The organism is Leifsonella bigeumensis (assembly GCF_039537265.1).
GTDB lineage: Bacteria > Actinomycetota > Actinomycetes > Actinomycetales > Microbacteriaceae > Terrimesophilobacter > Terrimesophilobacter bigeumensis.
Window position 1 is genome coordinate 33,065 of the sequence record NZ_BAABAE010000004.1, and the last position, 20,242, is coordinate 53,306.

At 68.5% G+C, this 20,242-nt stretch carries 20 protein-coding genes and 1 pseudogene; 17 read left to right on the plus strand and 4 right to left on the minus strand.

What is annotated here, in order from left to right:
• Nucleotides 1-92: 92 nt before the first annotated feature.
• The 6 genes from ABD678_RS12560 to ABD678_RS12585 all read left to right on the plus strand — a co-directional run bounded on the left by ABD678_RS12560 (nucleotide 93) and on the right by ABD678_RS12585 (nucleotide 5,914).
• Entirely contained in the window at nucleotides 93-449 is a 357-nt protein-coding gene (locus ABD678_RS12560; protein ID WP_344757282.1) for a YraN family protein, read from the plus strand.
• A complete protein-coding gene (locus tag ABD678_RS12565) occupies nucleotides 449-2,014 on the plus strand; it encodes a YifB family Mg chelatase-like AAA ATPase (protein ID WP_344757284.1) in 1,566 nt (521 codons plus the stop codon). Before ABD678_RS12560 ends, ABD678_RS12565 begins: the two co-directional genes overlap by 1 nt.
• Entirely contained in the window at nucleotides 2,011-3,288 is a 1,278-nt protein-coding gene (dprA, locus tag ABD678_RS12570) for a DNA-processing protein DprA (RefSeq protein WP_344757286.1), read from the plus strand. The genes ABD678_RS12565 and dprA overlap by 4 nt, the downstream gene beginning before the upstream one ends.
• A gap of 144 nt (nucleotides 3,289-3,432) precedes the next feature.
• Nucleotides 3,433-3,984: a hypothetical protein gene (locus ABD678_RS12575; protein ID WP_344757288.1), complete on the plus strand. Its 552-nt coding sequence runs from the start codon at nucleotides 3,433-3,435 to the stop codon at nucleotides 3,982-3,984.
• Between the two features lie 9 nt (nucleotides 3,985-3,993).
• Nucleotides 3,994-4,926, plus strand: coding sequence for a phosphodiesterase (locus ABD678_RS12580; RefSeq protein WP_344757290.1), 933 nt, complete (start codon nucleotides 3,994-3,996; stop codon nucleotides 4,924-4,926).
• A gap of 85 nt (nucleotides 4,927-5,011) precedes the next feature.
• Nucleotides 5,012-5,914: a tyrosine recombinase XerC gene (locus tag ABD678_RS12585; RefSeq protein WP_344757292.1), complete on the plus strand. Its 903-nt coding sequence runs from the start codon at nucleotides 5,012-5,014 to the stop codon at nucleotides 5,912-5,914.
• A gap of 82 nt (nucleotides 5,915-5,996) precedes the next feature.
• Here the strand turns inward: ABD678_RS12585 and ABD678_RS12590 are convergent, their stop codons facing one another.
• The 3 genes from ABD678_RS12590 to ABD678_RS12600 all read right to left on the minus strand — a co-directional run bounded on the left by ABD678_RS12590 (nucleotide 5,997) and on the right by ABD678_RS12600 (nucleotide 8,356).
• Complete coding sequence (locus ABD678_RS12590; protein ID WP_344757294.1) at nucleotides 5,997-6,446, minus strand: DUF2871 family protein; 450 nt, start codon at nucleotides 6,444-6,446, stop codon at nucleotides 5,997-5,999.
• A gap of 84 nt (nucleotides 6,447-6,530) precedes the next feature.
• Nucleotides 6,531-7,154 (minus strand): response regulator transcription factor, encoded by a 624-nt coding sequence (locus tag ABD678_RS12595; RefSeq protein WP_344757296.1) that lies wholly within the window; start codon nucleotides 7,152-7,154, stop codon nucleotides 6,531-6,533.
• A complete protein-coding gene (locus ABD678_RS12600; protein ID WP_344757298.1) occupies nucleotides 7,151-8,356 on the minus strand; it encodes a sensor histidine kinase in 1,206 nt (401 codons plus the stop codon). The genes ABD678_RS12595 and ABD678_RS12600 overlap by 4 nt, the downstream gene beginning before the upstream one ends.
• 121 nt (nucleotides 8,357-8,477) lie before the next feature.
• On the opposite strand from ABD678_RS12600, the gene ABD678_RS12605 reads away from it, so the two are divergent.
• The gene (locus tag ABD678_RS12605) at nucleotides 8,478-10,643 is read left to right on the plus strand and encodes an MMPL family transporter (RefSeq protein ID WP_344757300.1); all 2,166 of its coding nucleotides are present in this window, start codon (nucleotides 8,478-8,480) and stop codon (nucleotides 10,641-10,643) included.
• On the opposite strand, the gene ABD678_RS12610 is transcribed toward ABD678_RS12605, so the two are convergent.
• Nucleotides 10,586-11,224 (minus strand): M23 family metallopeptidase, encoded by a 639-nt coding sequence (locus tag ABD678_RS12610; RefSeq protein WP_344757302.1) that lies wholly within the window; start codon nucleotides 11,222-11,224, stop codon nucleotides 10,586-10,588. The two genes, ABD678_RS12605 and ABD678_RS12610, sit on opposite strands and share 58 nt — an antisense overlap.
• Before the next feature lie 343 nt (nucleotides 11,225-11,567).
• Here ABD678_RS12610 and rpsB point away from each other — a divergent pair.
• The 10 genes and pseudogenes from rpsB to ABD678_RS12660 form a co-directional block, all read left to right on the plus strand.
• A pseudogene (gene rpsB, locus ABD678_RS12615) lies at nucleotides 11,568-12,411 on the plus strand (30S ribosomal protein S2); the annotation flags it as partial.
• Nucleotides 12,412-12,726: 315 nt separating this feature from the next.
• Nucleotides 12,727-13,575, plus strand: a complete 849-nt coding sequence (tsf, locus tag ABD678_RS12620; protein ID WP_344757304.1) for a translation elongation factor Ts — start codon at nucleotides 12,727-12,729, stop codon at nucleotides 13,573-13,575.
• 95 nt (nucleotides 13,576-13,670) lie between these two features.
• Entirely contained in the window at nucleotides 13,671-14,384 is a 714-nt protein-coding gene (pyrH, locus tag ABD678_RS12625; protein ID WP_344757306.1) for a UMP kinase, read from the plus strand.
• Nucleotides 14,385-14,390: 6 nt separating this feature from the next.
• A complete protein-coding gene (locus tag ABD678_RS12630) occupies nucleotides 14,391-15,251 on the plus strand; it encodes an EamA family transporter (protein WP_344757308.1) in 861 nt (286 codons plus the stop codon).
• Between the two features lie 33 nt (nucleotides 15,252-15,284).
• The gene (frr, locus tag ABD678_RS12635) at nucleotides 15,285-15,839 is read left to right on the plus strand and encodes a ribosome recycling factor (RefSeq protein WP_344757310.1); all 555 of its coding nucleotides are present in this window, start codon (nucleotides 15,285-15,287) and stop codon (nucleotides 15,837-15,839) included.
• Nucleotides 15,840-15,953: 114 nt separating this feature from the next.
• Nucleotides 15,954-16,859, plus strand: coding sequence for a phosphatidate cytidylyltransferase (locus ABD678_RS12640; RefSeq protein WP_344757312.1), 906 nt, complete (start codon nucleotides 15,954-15,956; stop codon nucleotides 16,857-16,859).
• A gap of 48 nt (nucleotides 16,860-16,907) precedes the next feature.
• Nucleotides 16,908-17,459, plus strand: a complete 552-nt coding sequence (locus tag ABD678_RS12645; protein WP_344757314.1) for a DivIVA domain-containing protein — start codon at nucleotides 16,908-16,910, stop codon at nucleotides 17,457-17,459.
• A gap of 191 nt (nucleotides 17,460-17,650) precedes the next feature.
• Entirely contained in the window at nucleotides 17,651-18,133 is a 483-nt protein-coding gene (locus ABD678_RS13820; RefSeq protein ID WP_425561990.1) for an aggregation-promoting factor C-terminal-like domain-containing protein, read from the plus strand.
• 31 nt (nucleotides 18,134-18,164) lie between these two features.
• The gene (locus tag ABD678_RS12655; RefSeq protein WP_344757316.1) at nucleotides 18,165-19,913 is read left to right on the plus strand and encodes a cation:proton antiporter; all 1,749 of its coding nucleotides are present in this window, start codon (nucleotides 18,165-18,167) and stop codon (nucleotides 19,911-19,913) included.
• Nucleotides 19,914-19,939: 26 nt separating this feature from the next.
• The gene (locus tag ABD678_RS12660; RefSeq protein WP_344757318.1) at nucleotides 19,940-20,239 is read left to right on the plus strand and encodes a hypothetical protein; all 300 of its coding nucleotides are present in this window, start codon (nucleotides 19,940-19,942) and stop codon (nucleotides 20,237-20,239) included.
• Nucleotides 20,240-20,242: the final 3 nt, after the last annotated feature.

A 20,242-nucleotide genomic window follows, 5' to 3' on the forward strand; every position in this document is an offset into this window, starting at 1 on the left:
ACCACTCCTCCACAGCGAGGGTTGGACGGGGTAGTCCACTGAATGGCGCCTCGTGACCTGAGGGGGCCGTCGCCCTGCGCCATCCTCGACCCGTGGCAGCAAAAGATGAACTGGGCAGGCGCGGCGAGGAACTCGCGGCGCAGTTCCTCGTGCGCGCCGGTTACATGGTCATCGACCGCAACTGGCGTTGCGCGAGGGGGGAGATCGACCTCGTCGCACGCGATGGGAACGACACCGTCTTCGTCGAGGTCAAGTCGCGCTCGAGCACCGCGTACGGGCATCCGTTCGAGGCGATCACCGCGCAGAAGCTGGCCCGGCTGAAGCGTCTCGCGGGCGTGTGGTGCGAGGCGCACCCGTACCGGCGGGGCGTCATCCGCATCGACGCGATCGCGGTCATCCTGCCGGCGGGCCAGCCGCCGCGCATCGAACACCTGAAGCGGGTGCACTGATGACCGTCGGGCGCACGCACGCCGTGGCCCTGCTCGGGCTGCAGGGCGCGATCGTCGAGATCGAGGCGGACTACTCGTCCCAGTTGCCGAAGTTCGTGATCATCGGGCTACCGGATGCCGCCCTCGGCGAGGCGCGTGACCGCGTTCTCGCCGCGGCCGCGAACTCCGGATGCGAGTTGCCGAGCCGCCGCCTCACCGTGAACCTGTCGCCCGCGGCGCTGCCCAAGCAGGGCTCCGGCTTCGACCTGGGGATCGCGCTCGCAACTCTCGCCGCCGCGGGGATCGTGCAGCCGGAGTCGATCGACCGGGTCGTGCACCTCGGGGAACTCGGTCTCGACGGGCGCCTGCGGCCGATCACCGGCATCCTGCCCGCGGTCTCGGCTGCGGCATCCGCGGGGTTCGCCACGGTCATGGTTCCGACCGGCAACGCGGAGGAGGCCGCGCTTGTGCCGGGCATCCGGGTCATGCCGGTCGCCTCGCTGCGCGACGCGGCGATCTGGCACGGTGCTGAGTTCGATCCGATCCCGGTCGACCCGATTATGCTCCCCGAGGGCGGGGCTGCAGAGGACGACCGGCTCGACCTCGCCGACATCATCGGCAATGAGGACGCCATCGAGGCGATGGTCGTCGCAGCCGCCGGTGGTCATCATGCCTTCCTGCTCGGGCCGCCCGGCTCCGGCAAGACCATGCTCGCGGCCCGCCTGCCAGGGCTGCTTCCGGATCTCGACCCGGCCACGGCGCTCGAGGTGAGTTCGATCCGGTCGCTGTCCGGGCTCGCGGTCGGGCGTTCCCTCGTCGTGCGGCCACCCTTCGAGGCGCCGCACCACACGGCGACGGCTGCGGCTCTCATCGGTGGAGGCAGCAAGCAGATCCGGCCCGGGGCGGCTGCGCGGGCCAGCGGGGGCGTGCTGTTCCTCGACGAGGCGCCGGAGTTCAATTCCTCGGTACTGGACGCGCTTCGCCAGCCGCTCGAGTCGGGGGTCATCAGCATCCATCGGGCGAACGCGATCGCGCACTATCCTGGGCGCTTCCAGCTCATCCTCGCGGCCAACCCCTGTCCGTGCGGGCAGTACGGGGCACGGGATTCGGAGTGCACGTGCCCGCCGAGCGCGAGGCGCCGGTACCTCGGGAGACTCTCCGGTCCGCTCCTGGACCGCATCGACATCCAGCTTCGCGTGCAGCGGATCACGAGTGCCCAGCTGAAGCTCGGGAATGAGACGCCGCGGACCACGACGGCCCGATCGCGTGAACGTGTCGTCGCCGCGCGGGCGGTGGCGGCCGAACGTCTCTCCGCAACCCCGTGGCGGCTCAACTCGCAAGTGCCGGGGTCCTGGCTTCGCGGGCCACAGGCGCGTCTGAGCGCCGTCGTGACGGCGAGCATCGATCGGGCGCTCGAACGCGGAGGCATCACGATGCGCGGCTATGACCGGGTTCTGCGCCTCGCGTGGACACTTTCCGATCTTGACTGTGCGGATTCAGACGCCGCGGATTCAGGCGCCGCTCCACCACCCACCGCCGACCATATCGGTCGTGCGCTCTACCTCAGGAAGGCGATCTCGTCATGAGCATTCTCGGATTGAAGGAGGCGGAGGTCGCCCCTCTCGTGCGGGCGGTCGCGGGGGAGGGGCTCCAGGGCGACGCGCTCCGGGAACGCTTCGCACGCGCAGCCTGGACCGGCATCGTCGAGCCGGGCGACCGGGTCGCCGGCGTGCTCATCGCTGCGCTCGGAGCGGTCGCGGCCCTCGATGCCGTCGTGGCGCGGGCAAGCGCCGAGGAGATCCTGCAGCGCGCCGCCGAGAGCGATGCCGAAGGAGAGCTCGCCGGAGACCTCGTCGCCGAGGAAGTCGAGAAGGCCATCGAGCGGTGGACGCCTCGGCTGCAGTCCCGCACGGCGCTGCTCTCCCTCAAGCAGGCCGCTCGTTACGCGGTGCGACTGCTCATCCCCGGAGACCCGGCGTGGCCGGCCGGATTCTTCGACCTCGGCCCGCATGCTCCCCTCGCCCTGTGGCTGCGCGGCAACGAGTCGACGCTGTCCTCGGTCGGCGCCTCCATCGCCCTCGTCGGCGCGCGGGCGGCCACCGGATACGGAGAACACGTGGCGATGGAGGCATCCGCGGGGCTCGTCGACCGCGGCTACACGATCATCTCCGGTGCGGCCTACGGGATCGACGGCATGGCGCACCGCGCGGCACTGGCCAGTTCGGGGCAGACCATCGCCGTGCTGGCCGGTGGTGTCGACCGGTTCTACCCGAGCGGGCACGAGGCGCTCCTCACCCGCATCGTCGAGGAGGGCGCGGTCATCTCCGAACTGCCCTGCGGCTCGGCCCCCACCAAATGGCGATTCCTGCAGCGCAACCGGCTCATCGCCGCCGCGAGTCGTGCGACGGTCGTTCTCGAGGCGGGCTGGAGGTCCGGCTCGCTCAACACCGCAGGCCACGCCGCTGCCCTCGGCCGTCCGCTCGGGGCAGTCCCAGGGCCGGTCACGAGCGCAGCATCGGCCGGATGCCACCGGCTCATCCGCGACTTCGACGCCGTCTGCGTGACCGACGCGGACGAGATGGCCGAGCTCGCGCCCCTCGACACCGCCGTCGAGCCACCGGATGCTTCAACCGGGTCGAGCGAACTACCGGGCCTCAGTGCGGAGCAGTTGAGGATCATGGACGCGCTGAGCACGAGGTCGGCGCGCCTCGTCGACGACATCGCCGCGAGGGCAGGGCTCTCCATCGCCACCGTGCAGTCGGCGCTGGGCGCCATGCAGCTCGAAGGCACCGCCACGGAGCGCGCATCCGGGTGGGTCAAGGCGAAACCGTCCTCCGCATCAGGGGCAACCGCCAGCTAATCTGGGACTGGCGACCCGCAGCAGGTCGTTCGGAAGGCAGCGCTGGCACGAATGTGGTTCTGGAACCGCGATCGACCTCGCGAGTGGGGTCGCGCGCACGTCCCGTTCGATGAGTCGACACTGCCCAGACCGAAGTTCCTCACCGTGGCCGAAGCCGTCGAAGAGGGGCTGCTCCTCACCGAATACGCGAGTCGGATGGCGGTCAAGAACCGGTTCCTCATCCGCGTGCTCGCGGGCCACGAACCGTGGGAGCTCGCCCGCGGCCAGGGAATCGCCCGCGACATCCTGCAGTCACTGGCCAGGGAATCCGACACGGATGCCGACAACCTCGACCGGCTCATCGAGAAGTTCAGTGATAATCCGGCCTCCGCACGCGACGCCCACGGTTACACGCACGACGACCTCCCGAACATGGAGCATCGGCGCGACGTCTCGCGCGAGGTGGCGCGAAGGCTCAGGGAGCAGAGCGCCGACGAGGCATTCCTGATCGAGCTCGTCAGCACGGCCAGGCGCGACGCCTGGCGCGAAGTCGCCTCCAACATCGAACACAACCTCGACCTCGAGAACATCCCCGTCGACGCCGACTATCTGAAGCACCGTGAGCAACGGATGCGGCGCCTCATCGCCGAGGACCTCGCCGCGCTCTCGTCCCGCTCGACCGAGGAACTGGCGCCCGCCGAATACGGCGACCTCTAGGCTTGACGCGTGATCCAACTCGGACAGTATCCGGCCGCGAACCACGTCATCGCGCACATCAGCGACACGCACTTCCTCGGCGGTGGTCGACCGCTCTACGGGAGCGTCCAGACCGACGAGCACCTCGCCCAGGCGCTCGCCCAGCTCGAGGCGTCCGGTGCCAGGCCTGAGGCGATCGTCTTCACCGGCGACCTCGCCGACCTCGGCGAACCGGATGCCTACACGCGACTCCGCGCGCTCGTCGAACCGGTCGCCGAGCGCCTCTGCGCAACGATCGTCTGGGTCATGGGCAACCACGACGAACGACTCCAGTACTCCAGGCAGCTCTTCGACCTCGACGGTACCGAAGAACCCCAGGACCACGTCTACGACATCGGTGGCTTGAGGATCATCTCCTTCGACACCACGGTTCCCGGCTACCACCACGGCGAGGTGACCGACGCGCAACTGGCCTGGCTCGCCGACGTGCTCGCCACGCCGGCGCCGCACGGCACCCTCCTCGCGGTGCACCACCCGCCCATCCCCACACCGCTCCTCGAAGCCATGGGCATGCTCGAGCTGCAGGACCAGGGCCGGCTCGCCGACGTCATCCGGGGCACGGATGTCCGTGGAATCCTCGCGGGGCACCTCCACTACTCGACGCACAGCACCTTCGCCGGCATCCCGGTGTCGGTTGCGGCGGCGACCTGCTACACCCTCAACCTGACGGCCAAGGACCGGCTCCTCTCGGGCGTCGACTTCGGTCAGGCCTTCAACCTCGTGCACGTCTACGACGACCGCATCGTGCACTCGATCGTCCCCGTCGGCGAGACCGTCGAGATCACCGGGTTCTCCTCCGACAACTGGGCCCAGATCGAGGCCATGACGCCGCAGGAGCGCCTCGAACTGTTCTCCAACAAGAAGTCCCCGTTCAATGCGCGCGAGGCGACGAGCTCAACCTGAGCCTGCCGGATACCCCGGGCTGTCGGACACACCGGTCGCGGCGCGCATCCCCTCGACGATGGGCGGTGTGAGGGACCATGGTCAGGTGGATCTCGCACACGCCATCGACGACTTCGTCGGCCAGCTCACGACCCTGCGCGGGTTCAGTGAGAGCACTGCGCGCTCCTACCGGTCCGACCTCACCGCGCTGACGGGATTCGCCGTCGACCGCGGTGTGACCACCATCGAGGCGATCGACCTGGACCTCCTGCGCGACTGGCTCTGGGAGGCATCGAACTCCGGCCTCGCGAAGTCGACCCTCGCCCGCCGCACGGCGGCCGTCCGCAGCCTCACCGCGTGGTCGACGCGAACCGGCCTGACCATGACGGATGCCGCCGCCCGCCTCCGCGCGCCCAAAGCGGACCAGCACCTTCCCCGGGTGCTCACGCGAGGGCAGATCGATGGCATCCTCCACTCGCTCGCGGCGCACGCGGCATCCGGCGATGCGATCGCGCAACGCGACCTCGCGATCATCGAATTGCTGTACGCCTCGGCACTGCGGGTGAGCGAGCTCGTGGGCCTCGACCTCGACCAGGTCGACCTCGGGCGCCTCACCGTCCGGGTGACCGGTAAGGGGTCGAGGGAGCGGGTCGTCCCTTTCGGGGTCCCGGCGAAGGATGCGATAGCGGCCTACCTCGACCTCGGGCGGCCCCGGTTACTGGGCGAGCCGATGACGGCGATCTTCCTCGGGGCGCGAGGCAAGCGGGTGAACTCCCGCACGGTTTACCAGCTCGTCGCGAGCCTGCTCGCCGACATCCCCGGCTCTGGCCCATCCGGCCCGCACGCCCTCCGGCACACTTCTGCGACGCACCTGCTCGACGGGGGCGCCGACCTGCGTGCCGTGCAGGAGCTGCTCGGGCATGCGAGTCTCGGCACGACCCAGATCTACACTCATGTGTCCATGGAGCGGCTCAAGGAGAGCTACCGCACCGCCCACCCCCGCGCGTGAACGAAAACGACGGAGATCCGTCGGTTTCCGACCACATCGGGTGCTGTGTGGCCATCCGCGACCGGATTCCCGTCGTTTTCGTTCACGCGACAGGGGAAGCCTCGGCGGCGGTGGCCGAGGCAGCCGCGCGGATACGCCGGCCGAGTGCGAGGAAGAGCAGCAGAAGCCCCGCCGAGAGCAGAATGTGCCCACTCCCGGAGACCCCGGCGAGCGCCTTGCTCCACTCGAGCCCGAGAACCTGCAGAACACCGTTGACCGTCATGGCGGATGCCGTGACGACGAGACCGAGGTTGTAGATCCAGAAGAACCAGCTGAACGCCCTCTCCTTCGAGAGTGAGAAGACCTTCTCCAGCACGAGCACGACGAGGAGCACGATGACCCCGAGCGTGAGCACGTGGGTGTGGACGACGGAGAGCTGCGTGAACCCGTCCGCGGTCGTGTAGCCGTTCAGTTTCGTGAACTCGCGGTAGAAGAGTCCGGATGCCAGCCCGAGAACGAGGTAGCCGAGGGTTGCGAAGAAGAGTTTTGTCATGCTCTCAGCCTTGCGGTGTGCACGGCCGCGCGAATCGTCCGAAAGTTTGAATCGGGCGACCTCGACGCGGTCGATGCTGGAGTGCTAGGGGCGGATGGCGCCGATCTCGCGGGCCGCGACCACGGCGCGGGTGCGGGAGTTCACACCGAGTTTCGTAAAGATGTGCGCGAGGTGCGACTTCACCGTCGCCTCGCTGAGGAACAGTTCCCGGCCGATCTCCCGGTTGGATCGGCCGGCAGCGACCATGCCGAGAACCTCGATCTCCCGCGGACTCAATCCGGGGGTGGGGGAGCGGCGGCGCGACTCGAGACGCCCGGCGACCGACGGCGCCAGGGCGCTCGCCCCTCCCGCCGCCGCACGTACCGCGGCGATCAACTCATCCGGCGGGGTGTCCTTCAGCAGGTAACCGCTCGCGCCGGCCTCCACCGCGCCGAGGATGTCCGCGTCGGTGTCGTAGTTGGTGAGGATGAGAACGCGCGGCGGGTCATCGAGCCCGCGAATCATCCGGGTGGCGTCGGCGCCCGACGGTCCGACGCCGAATTGGAGGTCCATGAGCACGAGGTCGACCTCCCCCCGCTCGCAGTGTGCGACGGCCTCCACGCCGCTCGCCGCCTCTGCGACGACGTCGAGGTCCTCCTCGGCGTCGAACAGGGCGCGCAGACCGGCCCGCACCACCGGGTGGTCGTCGGCGATCAGGATGCGGATCATGACGCTTCGGCGATGGGGAAGGACACCGCGATGGCGGTCCCTCGGTCGGGGCCGGACTCGATCGTGAGCGTGCCGCCCTGCGCCTCTACACGTTCGCGCAGCGCCCGGAGTCCGAACGAGCCGCGCTCGACGACCGCGCGCGGGTCGAACCCGCGCCCGTCGTCCACGATGTCGAGTCCCACCCAGTCGTCGAGCATCGTGAGGGTGAGTTCCGCGCGGGTCGCCTGCGCATGCTGCGCGACGTTGGCGAGCGACGCCTGCGCGATGCGCAGGAGCGTCGTCTCGAGGCTCATCGTCAAGGCCGTCGGCTCCCCGCTGAGGTGCAGCGTCGCGGTGAGGCCGTCGCGGGAGGCGGACTCGGCGAGCCGGGAGAGGGCATCCGGAAGGGACTGGCCGTCGAGTGCAGGCGGCGCGAGTTCGCGGATGAATCGACGCGTCTCGGCGAGGCCCTCCGCGGCCGTCGCCCTCGCCAGGCGCACATGGTCGAGCGCCCCATCCGCAACACCGTCGCGCTCCGCAGCGTGGAGCAGCAACTGGATGCTCGACAGGCCCTGGGCGACCGTGTCGTGGATCTCCCGCGCCAGCCTCGAGCGCTCCTCGAGCACGCCGGTCTCTCGTTCCCGCACGGCGAGGGCCACTCGTGTGGTGAGGAGCTCGTCGATGAGCGCCTGCCGTTCCTCGTTCTGCCGGTACAGGGCACGGTATCCGAGGCCGATGACGACCGCGACGGCGGCGCCGATCGTCGGGCCGAGCATCCCGCTGATGCTCCAGCCGATGTGCAGGGACAGCGCGAGGACCGTGACGATCGTCGATGCGGCAACCGCCGCGATGGCCCACCGCGGGGCGAGCAGGTGCAACTGCAGGAAGAAGAGCGGAAAGACCAGGAAGGCGGCATCCGGTGTCAACACGGCAAGGGTGAGCCCCTCGAGGGTGACGAGCGCGAGCCACAGCAGTTGGACCCCGCGCCCGACACCCGTACGGGCGAGGAAGGCGCCGCCGACGTAGGTCGTGAGCAGCACGATCGAGAGGGCGATGACCCAGCTCGCGTGCACCGGTGGCGCGATGGCGCTGCGGACGGCCACGAAGATCGTGAGCAGCACGACGAGCGTGTGCAGGGCGATCCGCATCGCAAGGAACATCGGCGTCAAGGATGGCGCCGCGGAAGGGCGGTCGCCCCCGTGGGTCGCATCGCTCTCGGTCACGCAGATCAGCCTAGCTTCGGCGGTGCTCCCCGCCCCGGGACGGTCGCCCTCCGGGCCGGGGCGGGTCGATTCAAACTTTCGGACGATTCGACGGCAGGGTGTGAAACGTAGCGTTGGCGTCATGAGCACACCTTCGACCCCCGTCGCGCGCGCGGAGAACTCGCGCGTTCCCCGCTGGCTTCGCATCCTGGTCCCCGTCGTACTGGCCATCGCCTGGCTGGTGGTGTTCGCGGCCGGGGGCTCATCGTTCGCCAAGGTCAGCGCGGTCGCGAGCAACGCCCAGGCCCAGTTCCTGCCCTCGAGCGCGGAGGCGACGACGGTTCAGGAGCTCCAGGCCGAGTTCCGCGACGGTGACCTCATCCCCGCCGTCATCGTCTACGAACGCGACGGCGGATTGACGGATGCCGATCGGTCGTTCATCGCCGACCAGATCGCGGCGCTCCGGGATGTCCCGGGCGTCTCGACCGACGACGTCTCGCCCATGATCCCCTCGGAGGATGGTGCGGCGGCGGAGGTGTTCGTCCCCATCGACAGCACGATCAAGGTGAGCGACACGGTCGACGAGGTGCGCGCCTACCTCGCGGATCATGTGAGCGAAGGGCTCGCGGTGTACGTGACCGGCCCGGCCGGGCTCTCCGCGGACATCGCCGGGGCCTTCAGCGGGATCGACGGGCTGCTGCTGCTCGTCGCGTTCGCCGCCGTCTTCATCATCCTCGTCGTCGTGTACCGGTCCCCGTTGCTGCCCATCATCGTGCTCGGTACGAGCCTCGTCGCGCTCACCGGGGCGGTGCTCGTCGTCGTCGCCCTCGCGACTGCGGGGGTCGTGACCTTGACCGGTCAGACCCAGGGCATTCTCTTCATTCTGGTCATCGGGGCCGCGACGGACTACTCGCTGCTCTACGTCGCGCGGTACCGCGAGGCACTGCGCGACCACGAGCGCCGGTGGTCGGCGACCTGGAAGGCCCTCACGACATCCTGGGAGCCGATCCTCGCCTCAGGGGCGACGGTCATCGCCGGCCTCCTCATGCTGCTCTTCAGCGACCTGAACTCGAACAAGGGGATGGGGCCGGTCGCGGCCATCGGGATCGGTTTCGCGCTCCTGGCCGCCCTGACCTTCCTTCCTGCGGTCCTGCTGTTCGCGGGCAGAGTCGCGTTCTGGCCGGTCAGGCCAAGGTCCGGTTCTGCGCACCCGGTGCTCACCGGCCCGGGGGCGAGGGGCACCTGGCCGAGGCTCGGCACGGTCATCGCGCGCCGACCGAGGGCGATCTGGATCGGCACGACCCTCGTGCTGCTCGTCGCCGCCGTCGGCATGCTGCAGTTGAAGGCCGACGGGGTGTCGCAGAGCGAATTCGTTCTCGGGCACTCCGAGGCGCGCGACGGCCAGACCGTACTGGGCGAGCATTTCCCGGGCGGTTCGGGCACCCCCGCCGTCGTCCTCGGTCCGGAGGGCTCTCTCGCCGCCATGGCCGACGTCATTCTCGCCCAGGACGGCGTCGCCTCGCTCACTGCGATCGCGCACGAGTCGCCCTCCGGCACCGTCCCCGTGACCCGCGACTCCGTCTCCGACCTGCGGGTTGCGCCGACGGTCGTCGATGGGCGCGTCATGCTGCAGGCGACCCTGGATGCCCCGGGAGACTCCGCCGAGGCGGAGGCCACCGTGCGCGAGCTGAGGGCCCAGTTGGCCACCGTCGACGGCGAGGTGCTGGTCGGCGGGGTGACGGCCGTCGCCCTCGACACGAACGACGCGGCGATCCATGACCGGAACCTCATCATCCCGCTCGTGCTCCTCGTGATCACGCTCATCCTCATGCTGTTGCTGCGTGCCGTGCTCGCCCCGTTGCTCCTGATCCTGAGCGTCGTGGTCTCGTTCGCCGCCGCCCTCGGGGTGTCCGCGCTCGTCTTCAACGGAATCTTCGGCTTCCCGGGGGCCGACCCGTCGGTGCCGATGTTCGGCTTCGTGTTCCTCGTGGCGCTCGGAATCGACTACAACATCTTCCTCATGACCCGGGTGCGCGAGGAGTCCCTGAAGCACGGCACGCGTGAGGGGGTACTGCGGGGCCTCGCCTCCACCGGAGGGGTCATCACGTCGGCAGGACTCGTTCTCGCGGCGACGTTCGCGGCCCTCGGGGTTCTGCCCATCCTGTTCCTCGTGCAGATCTCCTTCATCGTGGCGTTCGGTGTTCTCGTGGACACCTTCATCGTTCGATCCCTTCTGGTCCCGGCTCTCGGTTACGACCTCGGTCGGAAGGTCTGGTGGCCGAGCGCGCTGGCCAGGGGAGCCCGCTGACCCGGTGCCGGCTGACTCAGCGGGCGCGTCGGCAGCAGCACCGATCGGGGTATCCCGACGAGGTAGCGAAGCGGCGAGACGTATTCGCCGTGAAGTCGAACCCCGAAGTGCAGGCACGGTGCCCCGCAGTCGCCGGACTGCAGGGCACCGATAGTGTCGCCGCGGTGCACCACCGTGCCCGCGACAAGTTCTGAGGTCACCGGTTCGAAACTCGACACCAGACCGCCCGGATGCCGGATCGAGATGACCGGACGGTCGACCACGACCCCGGAGAAGTGGACGACGCCGTCGGCCGGCGCATAGACGGCGGACCCGACCGCCCCGTGGAGGTCGATTCCCCGGTGTCCTGAGGCGTAGGGCGTGGCGGGTGCGATGAACGGGCGGGCGACCGTATGCGGCGGGTCGAGTGGCCAGACCCAGGTTGTCGACCCGGAGGCGATCGCTGTCAGGGTGTCCGACGAGCCTGCCGCGTCGGAGAGTGTCGCTCCCGTCGCGGTCGCGGTGCCGATCAGAAAGGTGAGAGCGACGAGCACCGGGATGGAGGCCAGCCTGAGTGGCCTGGGGTGCGACGGGAGCGACATGGAGTACAGGATGCCGCAGCGATGACGGCCTCGGCCGCGATGGTCGCGGCATCCGTGGACAAGCGCCGGCGGCTCGTGTTGTGGAGGAGGGGAGGCGTGGGACCGCCGGCCCCGCGCCCGGGTGCTATCATTGACTCCGCATCCTGCCCAGCAGGATGACTACGCGTGCCCGCAGCATTTGCACACCAACGTCTGCGAACGCACACCATCTCCATTCAGTCCCGGCGAGAGCCGGGCGGAGCCGTGTCGGGCACCAGGTTCCGCGCCGACCGGTGCGGAAGAAAACTGAAGCGGTGCACGGCCCGGGTTCTCCGGATGCCGCGCGCCAGAAAAGGAGACGGCCATGGCCGTTGTCACCATCCGCCAGCTGCTCGACAGCGGCGTCCACTTCGGACACCAGACCCGCCGCTGGAACCCGAAGATGAAGCGGTTCATCCTCACCGAGCGCAGTGGCAGCCACATCATCGACCTGCAGCAGTCGCTCGCCTACATCGACAAGACCTACGACTACGTGCGCGAGACGGTCGCCCACGGCGGCACGATCCTCTTCGTGGGCACCAAGAAGCAGGCGCAGGGCTCGATCGCGGAGCAGGCGCAGCGCGTCGGCCAGCCGTTCGTCAACCAGCGCTGGCTCGGCGGACTGCTCACCAACTTCCAGACGGTCTCCAAGCGCCTCGCGCGCATGAAGGAGCTCGAGGAGATCGACTTCGACGACACGACGAAGGGCTTCACCAAGAAGGAGCTCCTCATCAAGAAGCGCGAGCTCGACAAGCTTCACAAGAGCCTCGGCGGCATCCGCAACCTCACCAAGACGCCGTCGGCGCTCTGGGTCGTCGACACCAAGAAGGAGCACCTCGCGATCGACGAGGCGCGCAAGCTCGGTATCCCGATCATCGGCATCCTCGACACCAACTGCGACCCGGACGAGGTCCAGTACCCGATTCCGGGCAACGACGACGCGATCCGCTCGGTCGCCCTGCTGACGCGCATCGTCGCGGATGCGGCGGCTGAGGGTCTCATCCAGCGCCACCAGAAGCCGGAGGGCGATGGCGAGGCCGCCGAGCCGATGGCCGAGTGGGAGGCCGAGCTTCTCCAGGCCGGCACGCCGGCTCCGGATGCCGATGCTGCTGCGCCTGTCGAAACTCCGGTCGAGTCCGCAACGTCTCCGACCGAGTCCGCAACGCCCCCCGTCGAGCCCGCAACGTCTCCGGTCGAGCCTGTCGAGACCCCGGCCGTCGCCGAGGAGGCCCCCGCCGAGAAGAAGGCGGCGAGCAAGCCTGCCGCCGCCAAGACCGAGGAGAAGGCCGCCGAGAAGACGGCCGACAAGACGACCGAGAAGCCCGCCGCCAAGGCTCCGGCCGCGAAGAAGCCGGCCGCGAAGGCCGACGCTGCGAAGGCCGACGCACCCGACGCCACGGCCAAGCCCGCGACGAAGAAGCCGGCCGCGAAGGCCGACTCCGCCGACGCGTCCAAGTAAACGTAGAACCAGTAAGGAACCGAGAATGGCAAACTTCACTGCCGCAGACGTCAAGGCGCTCCGTGACCGCCTCGGCACCGGAATGATGGACAGCAAGAACGCTCTCGTCGAGGCGGATGGCGACCTCGAGAAGGCCGTCGAGATCCTTCGCCTCAAGGGTGCGAAGAACAACGCGAAGCGTGCCGACCGCTCCACGAGCGAAGGCCTCGTCGCCGCCGTCGAGAACGGTGGTACCGCCACGATGATCGAGCTCGCCTGCGAGACCGACTTCGTGGCCAAGAGCGACAAGTTCGTGAACCTCGCCGAGGCGGTGCTCACCGCGGCATCCGCTGCGCGCGCCGGCTCCGTGGAGGAGGCGCTCGCGGCCCCTTCGGCAGGCTCAGGGGGAGCGTCGGGTGACAAGACCGTCGCCCAGCTCATCGAGGAGGATTCCGCGGTTCTCGGCGAGAAGGTCGAGCTCCGCCGTGTCGTCTCGGTCGATGCCGACGCGTTCTCGATCTACCTGCACCGCACGAGCAAGGATCTCCCGCCCCAGGTGGGTGTCGTCGTCGGCTACACCGGAAGCGATGCGGACACCGCGCGCAGTGTTGCCCAGCACATCGCCTTCGCCGACCCGCAGTACCTCACGCGCGAGGAGGTCCCGGCCGACATCGTCGAGAAGGAGCGCGAGATCGTCACCGAGATCTCCCGCAACGAGGGCAAGCCGGAGGCGGCACTTCCGAAGATCGTCGAGGGCCGCATCGGTGCGTTCTTCAAGCAGGTCGCCCTGCTCGACCAGGATTACGCGAAGGACAACAAGCTCACGATCGGGCAGGTCCTGAAGGATGCCGGCATCACGGTGACCGGTTTCGCCCGCTTCAAGGTCGGAGCCTAGCGAATAGTGTTGATGGGGTTTCGGATGTTCGCATCCGGAACCCCATTTCGCTGCTCAGAGCGAATAATCTGGACAGGACAGACAGGGGAGAGACCATGACCGACTCCGGCAGACGACGGGTGCTCCTCAAGCTCTCAGGCGAATCGTTCGGCGGCGGCGCGCTCGGCGTCAACCCGGATGTGGTGAGCGGCCTGGCGAAGGAGATCGCCGCGGCGGCATCCGATGCCGAGATCGCGATCGTCGTCGGCGGTGGCAACTTCTTCCGCGGTGCAGAGCTCTCCCAGCGCGGTATGGACCGCGGTCGTGCCGACTACATGGGCATGCTCGGCACGGTCATGAACGCTCTCGCCCTGCAGGACTTTCTCGAGCAGGCCGGCGCCGCAACGCGCGTGCAGTCGGCGATCGCGATGACCCAGGTCGCCGAGCCATACATCCCGCGCCGTGCCGAGCGCCACCTCGAGAAGGGCCGCGTCGTCATCTTCGGGGCCGGGGCCGGTCTCCCGTACTTCTCGACCGATACCGTCGCAGCCCAGCGTGCGCTCGAGATCGGTGCGGATGTCGTGCTCGTCGCGAAGAACGGGGTCGACGGCGTCTACGACGGAGACCCCCGCAAGAATGCGAAGGCCTCCAAGCTCGACAAGGTCACCTACCAGGAGGCCCTCGTGCAGGGTCTCAAGGTCGTCGACTCGACGGCGTTCAGCCTGTGCATGGACAACGGGATGCCCATGGTCGTCTTCGGCATGGAGCCGGGCGGCAACATCACCAAGGCGATCCGGGGCGATCGCATCGGTACCCTCGTCAGCAACTGACCGGGGATGTCGCTCCTCGTCCTCGCGCTCGTCGGGTTCGCCGCGATCGCCCATGCCGCCTGGAACATCGCGATCAAGCGCGCCGGAGCCAGCGGGCCGGGCTTCCTCTGGCTGAGTTTCATCGTCGGCGCCGTCGTGTTCCTGCCCTTCGGCATCTGGTCGCTTGTCGACTCCGGCGTCGACCTCCTGCACTGGCTCTGGCTGGCCGTGGTGAGCGGTGCCCTGCAGATCGCCTACTTCTTCCTGCTCCAGCGCGGCTATCGCAAGGGCGATGTCTCGGTCGTCTATCCGCTCGCGAGGGGCACCGGTCCGCTGCTCACGGTCGTCTTCGCGATGATCCTGTTCGGTGAGCGCCCTGGTCTCGTCGCTCTCGCCGGGGCCGCACTCGTGATCGCGGGGGTCGTCATCACGGGCCTCGCCGGCGGACGCGCCCACGCCGCGGACAATCGAGCCGGCATCCTCTACGGCCTCGTGATCGGCGTCCTCATCGCGATCTACACCCTGTGGGACAGTGCGGCGGTGACCGTCGGCGGGATGCCGGCGGTGGGCCTCTACTGGGGGAGCGTGCTGTTCCAGTTCCTGCTGCTCGCGCCGGTCGGGCTTCGCTCGCGAAGGGGCCTTGTCGCGACCGCGAAGAGGCACTGGGTGGCCATCCTCATCGTGGGAGTGCTCGCGCCGCTCGCCTACATCGTCGTGCTGCTCGCCTTCCAGCTCGCCCCCGTCTCGATCGTCGCACCGGCGCGCGAGGTGAGTGTCGTCCTCGTGGGGCTGGCGGGCTGGCTGTTCTTCCGCGAACCCCATCCGGCGCGCAGGCTCGTCGGCGCTGCCATCGTCCTCGCCGGGATCGCGCTGCTGGCTGCGAGTTAGCCGATAAACTTGCCCAAACGCGAAGGAGTTGCCGTGATCACCGACGTACTGGCCGAGGCCAAGGACAAGATGCACAAGGCCGTCGAGGTCGCCAAGGAGGACTTCTCCGGCGTGCGCACCGGGCGGGCCAATCCGGCGCTGTTCCAGAAGCTTCTCGTCGATTATTACGGGACTCCGACGCCGCTCACGCAGCTTGCCGGCATGCAGAACGCGGATGCGCGCACGCTCGTGATCACCCCTTACGACAAGAGCGCCCTCAAGGAGATCGAGAAGGCCATCGTCGCGGCCCCGAACCTCGGCGCGAACGTCGGCAACGACGGGACGGTCGTGAGGGCGACCCTGCCCGAGCTCACCGAGGATCGCCGCAGGGAGTTCGTGAAGATCGTGCGCGGTAAGGGCGAGGATGCCAAGGTCGCCATCCGCAACATCCGGCGCAAGGCGAAGGACGACCTCGACGGGCTCAAGGCCGAGGTCGGCGACGACGAGGTCGCGAGGGCGGAGAAGGAGCTCGAGACGCTCACCAAGAGCCAGGTCGACGCGATCGACGAGGCGCTGCGCAAGAAGGAAGCCGAGCTTCTCGAGGTCTGAATGCCGGAAGACGCTGAAGGGCCGCCGCTGACCCCGGCGAGGAGAAGGTGGAGTTTCCGACGCGCCGATCTCGAGGCACGCGCGGATGCGACGCGCGCTGAGCTCAAAGCTCAGATGAAGGCACGGCGGGCGGAGCTCAAGTCGCAGATGGATGCCACCAGGGCCCAGATCGACGAGGCGAACGAGAGGATCGAGGCCCGGACCGGCCGTAACCTGCCGCTCGCCATCCTCATCGGGCTCGCCATGGGCTTCGCGATGCTGTTCAGCCTCATCGTCGTGAAGGAACTCTTCATGATCGTCGCGGCCGTTCTCATCGCGTTCACGGCGTTCGAACTCGCAAGCGCCCTGCGGGCGTCCGGGCGACGGGTGCCGCGCTGGCCGACCGTGCTGGCCGCGCTCGCCACGGTTCCGGCCGCCTTCTATCTCGGCGACAGCGGCAAGTGGCTCGTGACCGTCGCCGGGATCGCGTTCGTGGTGCTCTGGCGGAGTGCCGAACTCGCGAGTCCGCGCCTGCGTGCGCCGGCGAGGGAGGTGTGGCTCGACCTTGCGGCGGGCACGTTCATCCAGGTGTATGTGCCGTTCCTGGCGAGTTACGCGGTACTGCTGGCAGCCCAGGATGGAGGGCAGTGGTGGACCCTCGCCTTCCTCATCCTCGTGATCTCGGTCGACACGGGTGCGTACGCGACGGGCCTGACGTTCGGCAAGCATCCGATGGCCCCGCGCATCAGCCCGAAGAAGACCTGGGAGGGCTTCGCCGGGTCGGTCGGGGCAGCCTTCATCGCTGGTATCCTGCTGTCGCTCTTCATGATCGGCCAGCCCTGGTGGTTCGGCTTCGTATTCGGGGCGGTCATCGTGGCGACCGCGACGATCGGCGACCTCACCGAGTCGCTCATCAAGCGCGACCTCGGCATCAAGGACATCAGCACCTGGCTGCCCGGCCATGGCGGCTTCCTCGACCGGATGGACTCGATCGTCCTCAGCTCTGCCGCGGCCTACGTGCTGTACCTGATCTTCGCCTGAGCGACCGACACGGGCCTGCGCGCAGCATCCATGGGGCAGAATGGTCGGGTGAGTTCAACCTTTCCCCGCACCAGGAAGTCCCGCCGCGGCTACGACATCGACCAGGTCGAGGACTTCCTCGAAGAGGCGCGACGCGCCTACAACGCCGAGCCGGGCGATCCGGTGGTGCTCGGTGCGGATGCCATCCGTTTCACGGCGTTCTCCATGCAGAAGGGCGGCTACTCACCCACCCATGTCGACGCCGCGCTCGAACGGCTCGAGGATGCCTTCGCGAATCGTGAGCGCGAACGCGCGCGAGGCCAAATCGGCGACGAGGCCTGGTTCGACGAGGCGCGCAAGAACGCCAAAGACATCATGGACCGGCTGGCGAGGCCGGCCGGGCAGCGGTTTCGCAGGGCCGGCATCCTGAGCGAAGGCTACGATCGCAAACAGGTGGATGCCTTCAGCGAGCGCCTCGGCCAGTACTTCCTCAAGGGCACCCCGATGAGCGTCGACCAGGTGCGCACGGTCGCTTTCCGTCCCAGGAAGGGCGGCTACCAGGAGGCTCAGGTCGACTACTTCCTGGACAGCGTCGTGAGCGTCATGCTCGCGGTGCGCTGAGCGCGAAAGGCCCGTTTCCGTGATTTCTGGGCTAAAATTCCTTCACTGTGGGTAGGCACACGGAACTTCTCCCGAGCCTGTCGCGGACTACGGGGGCCGGGGCGGTGATTCCTGCGCGCCTTGGGGCGGGTTCCGGGGGGCGGCATCCGCGGTCCCTGCCCGCTTTCTCGTTCTGGGTTTCGCTGGCGATCGTGCTCGTCACCGTCATCGCACCCGACTCCTCCGCACAGGCGTCGGCGCAGTTGAGCGCCCCGGCGCCCGAGGTCGACGCGCAGCACCTCGTGCTGGCCGGCGACTACGAACCCGCCGTGGTGCGAGACGATTACCGCGTGACGAAGCGCCCCGTCGCCCCGGCTGCCGGCATCCCCGACCCGGGAACGGCGAAGGCCATCGCCTGGGAGATGGTGATCGATCGCGGGTGGGGTACCGCCCAGTACGACTGCCTCGTGGCACTCTGGCAGCGCGAATCGAACTGGAACGTCTACGCACACAACCCGAGCAGCGGCGCCTATGGCATCCCCCAGGCGCTCCCGGGCATCAAGATGGCGTCCGCGGGGGCGGACTGGGCCACGAACCCGGCCACCCAGATCACCTGGGGCCTCGGTTACATCGCGGCCCGCTATGCGACGCCATGCGGCGCGTGGGAGCACTCCGAGAGCAAGAACTGGTACTGAGCAGCCTTTTCGCGTTCCCTAAACTGGGTCCGTGGATTACGCGGAGTACGCTCTCGCGATCGTGATCGGCCTCGTCACGATCGTGGCCGTCGCAGCGTTCTCCAAGAAGCTCGGTGTCGCAGCTCCCCTCATCCTCGTGGTGGTCGGCATCGGGATCAGCTACATCCCCGGCGTCGGGCCCATCGAGCTGCCGCCCGAGGTCATCCTCTCCGGCATCCTGCCGCTCCTGCTCTACGCGGCCGCGATCAACGTGCCGCTCGTGGACTTCCGCCGCAACCTCGACAGCATCTCCGGGCTCTCGGTCGTGCTGGTCATCGCCACCTCCTTCGGTACAGGGCTCCTGCTCTGGTGGATCCTGCCCGACCTCGACCTCGCGGCGGGCATCGCCCTCGGCGCCATCATCAGCCCGACGGATGCTGTGGCGGCCACTGCACTCGGCAAGAGGCTGGGGCTTCCGCCCCGTCTTGTCACGATCCTCGAGGGCGAGAGCCTCGTGAACGATGCGACCGCCCTCGTGCTCCTGCGTTCCGCGATCGCGGCGACCGCGGGTGCGGTGACGCTGTGGGGCGTCATCGGGGACTTCGTCTGGGCGGCTGCCGGCGCGATCGCGGTCGGGCTCGTGGTCGGTTTCGTCACGGTGTTCGTCCGCTCCAAACTGCACGACCCGGTGCTCGACACTGCGATCTCCTTTGCGGTACCGTTCATCGCGTTCATCCCGGCCGAGGAGGCGAACACCTCCGGGGTCCTCGCGGTCGTGGTCGCCGGTCTCTATGCGGGGGCCAACAGCGCGAAACGGTTCACGCCGCAGGCGCGCATCAGCGAGCGGCTCAACTGGCACACGCTCAAATTCGTGCTCGAGAACGGCGTCTTCCTGCTCATGGGGGTCGAGATCTCGTCGATCGTCAGCCACGTGGATCCCACCGTGCTGTCGCTTCAGAGCACGGTGCTCCTCGGGCTGTTGATGACGGTCGTGATCGTCCTGCTGCGTGGGCTGTTCGTCGGGCCGCTCCTGTTCTACATCCGGCGGCGTGCGAAACTGCAGGAGAGGCAGAACCAGCGATTCGGTGAGTCCCTGGAACGCGTGCGACAGCTCACGCTCGAGAACGAACGGCTCATCCGCAGGAGGGACCGACTGGCCCAGCTCTACCGCAGGCGGTCGATCGACATCCAGAAGCAGCGGGAGGCGGGTCTCGACTGGAGGGGCGGTGCCATCCTCTCCTGGTCCGGGATGCGCGGTGTCGTGACGCTGGCGGCGGCCCAGACCCTGCCGCGGGATGTCCCGTACGGCCCCCAACTCATCCTCGTGGCGTTCACGGTCGCGATCGTCACACTGCTCGTGCAGGGCGGGACGCTGCCCTGGATCATCCGGCTGAGCGGGATCCGCGGCACCGACCGAGCTGCCGACCGCCGGGAGCTCGCGACGCTTCTCGACGAGATCGCAGCAGCGGGCCTTGCGATCCTCGACAACCCTGAGCTCAAGCTTCCGGGAGGGGCGGGGGTCGATGAGATCGTCCTCGACCGCGTGCGGAACGACACGCTCCTCGGCGCCGAGTCGGCCTGGGAAAGGGCGGAGATCGGCGTGGGAGCAGACGCGCTGGCCCAGTCGCCGCACCAGCAGTACCGCTTCCTGCGTCGGCAGATCATCGATGCGGAGCGCACGGCGCTCCTCGACGCGATGGCTGACGGCGCGTACTCCTCCCGGATCATCACCCGGGCCCAGACCATGCTCGATCTCGAGGAGACGAGGCTCGAGCAGATCGACAACCCGAGCGGATCGTGACGGTCGATTCGGCATAGGCTGGAGGCATGCCACGCTCCAATCGACCGCGTCGCGGCCGCCAGGTGGGTGACGAGGATGAGGCCTCCGACCTTCAGCGAGCCCTCTACGGAACCCTGCGCACCGAGACGAAGCGGGATGGCCTGTGGAACGTCCAGCCGGTGTCGGCGGTGTCGGCGGCCAAAGCCTACGTCTGCCCGGGATGCGGACTCGCGATCCAGCCGGGGCTTGCGCATACGGTCGCCTGGCGTGCCGATGGCCTCATGGGGGAGGCGGCGGACATCGCCGCCCGCCGTCACTGGCATACGCACTGCTGGAAGGTGAGCTGAGTC

What these genes read in the sequence shown, in the direction of transcription:
- ABD678_RS12565 (WP_344757284.1), top strand. Translation starts at nt 449, where the DNA reads ATGACCGTCGGGCGCACGCACGCCGTGGCCCTGCTCGGGCTGCAGGGC.
- dprA (WP_344757286.1), top strand. Translation starts at nt 2,011, where the DNA reads ATGAGCATTCTCGGATTGAAGGAGGCGGAGGTCGCCCCTCTCGTGCGG.
- ABD678_RS12590 (WP_344757294.1), bottom strand. Translation starts at nt 6,446, where the DNA reads ATGACAAAACTCTTCTTCGCAACCCTCGGCTACCTCGTTCTCGGGCTG.
- ABD678_RS12595 (WP_344757296.1), bottom strand. Translation starts at nt 7,154, where the DNA reads ATGATCCGCATCCTGATCGCCGACGACCACCCGGTGGTGCGGGCCGGT.
- ABD678_RS12605 (WP_344757300.1), top strand. Translation starts at nt 8,478, where the DNA reads ATGAGCACACCTTCGACCCCCGTCGCGCGCGCGGAGAACTCGCGCGTT.
- ABD678_RS12610 (WP_344757302.1), bottom strand. Translation starts at nt 11,224, where the DNA reads ATGTCGCTCCCGTCGCACCCCAGGCCACTCAGGCTGGCCTCCATCCCG.
- tsf (WP_344757304.1), top strand. Translation starts at nt 12,727, where the DNA reads ATGGCAAACTTCACTGCCGCAGACGTCAAGGCGCTCCGTGACCGCCTC.
- pyrH (WP_344757306.1), top strand. Translation starts at nt 13,671, where the DNA reads ATGACCGACTCCGGCAGACGACGGGTGCTCCTCAAGCTCTCAGGCGAA.
- ABD678_RS12630 (WP_344757308.1), top strand. Translation starts at nt 14,391, where the DNA reads ATGTCGCTCCTCGTCCTCGCGCTCGTCGGGTTCGCCGCGATCGCCCAT.
- ABD678_RS12640 (WP_344757312.1), top strand. Translation starts at nt 15,954, where the DNA reads ATGAAGGCACGGCGGGCGGAGCTCAAGTCGCAGATGGATGCCACCAGG.
- ABD678_RS12660 (WP_344757318.1), top strand. Translation starts at nt 19,940, where the DNA reads ATGCCACGCTCCAATCGACCGCGTCGCGGCCGCCAGGTGGGTGACGAG.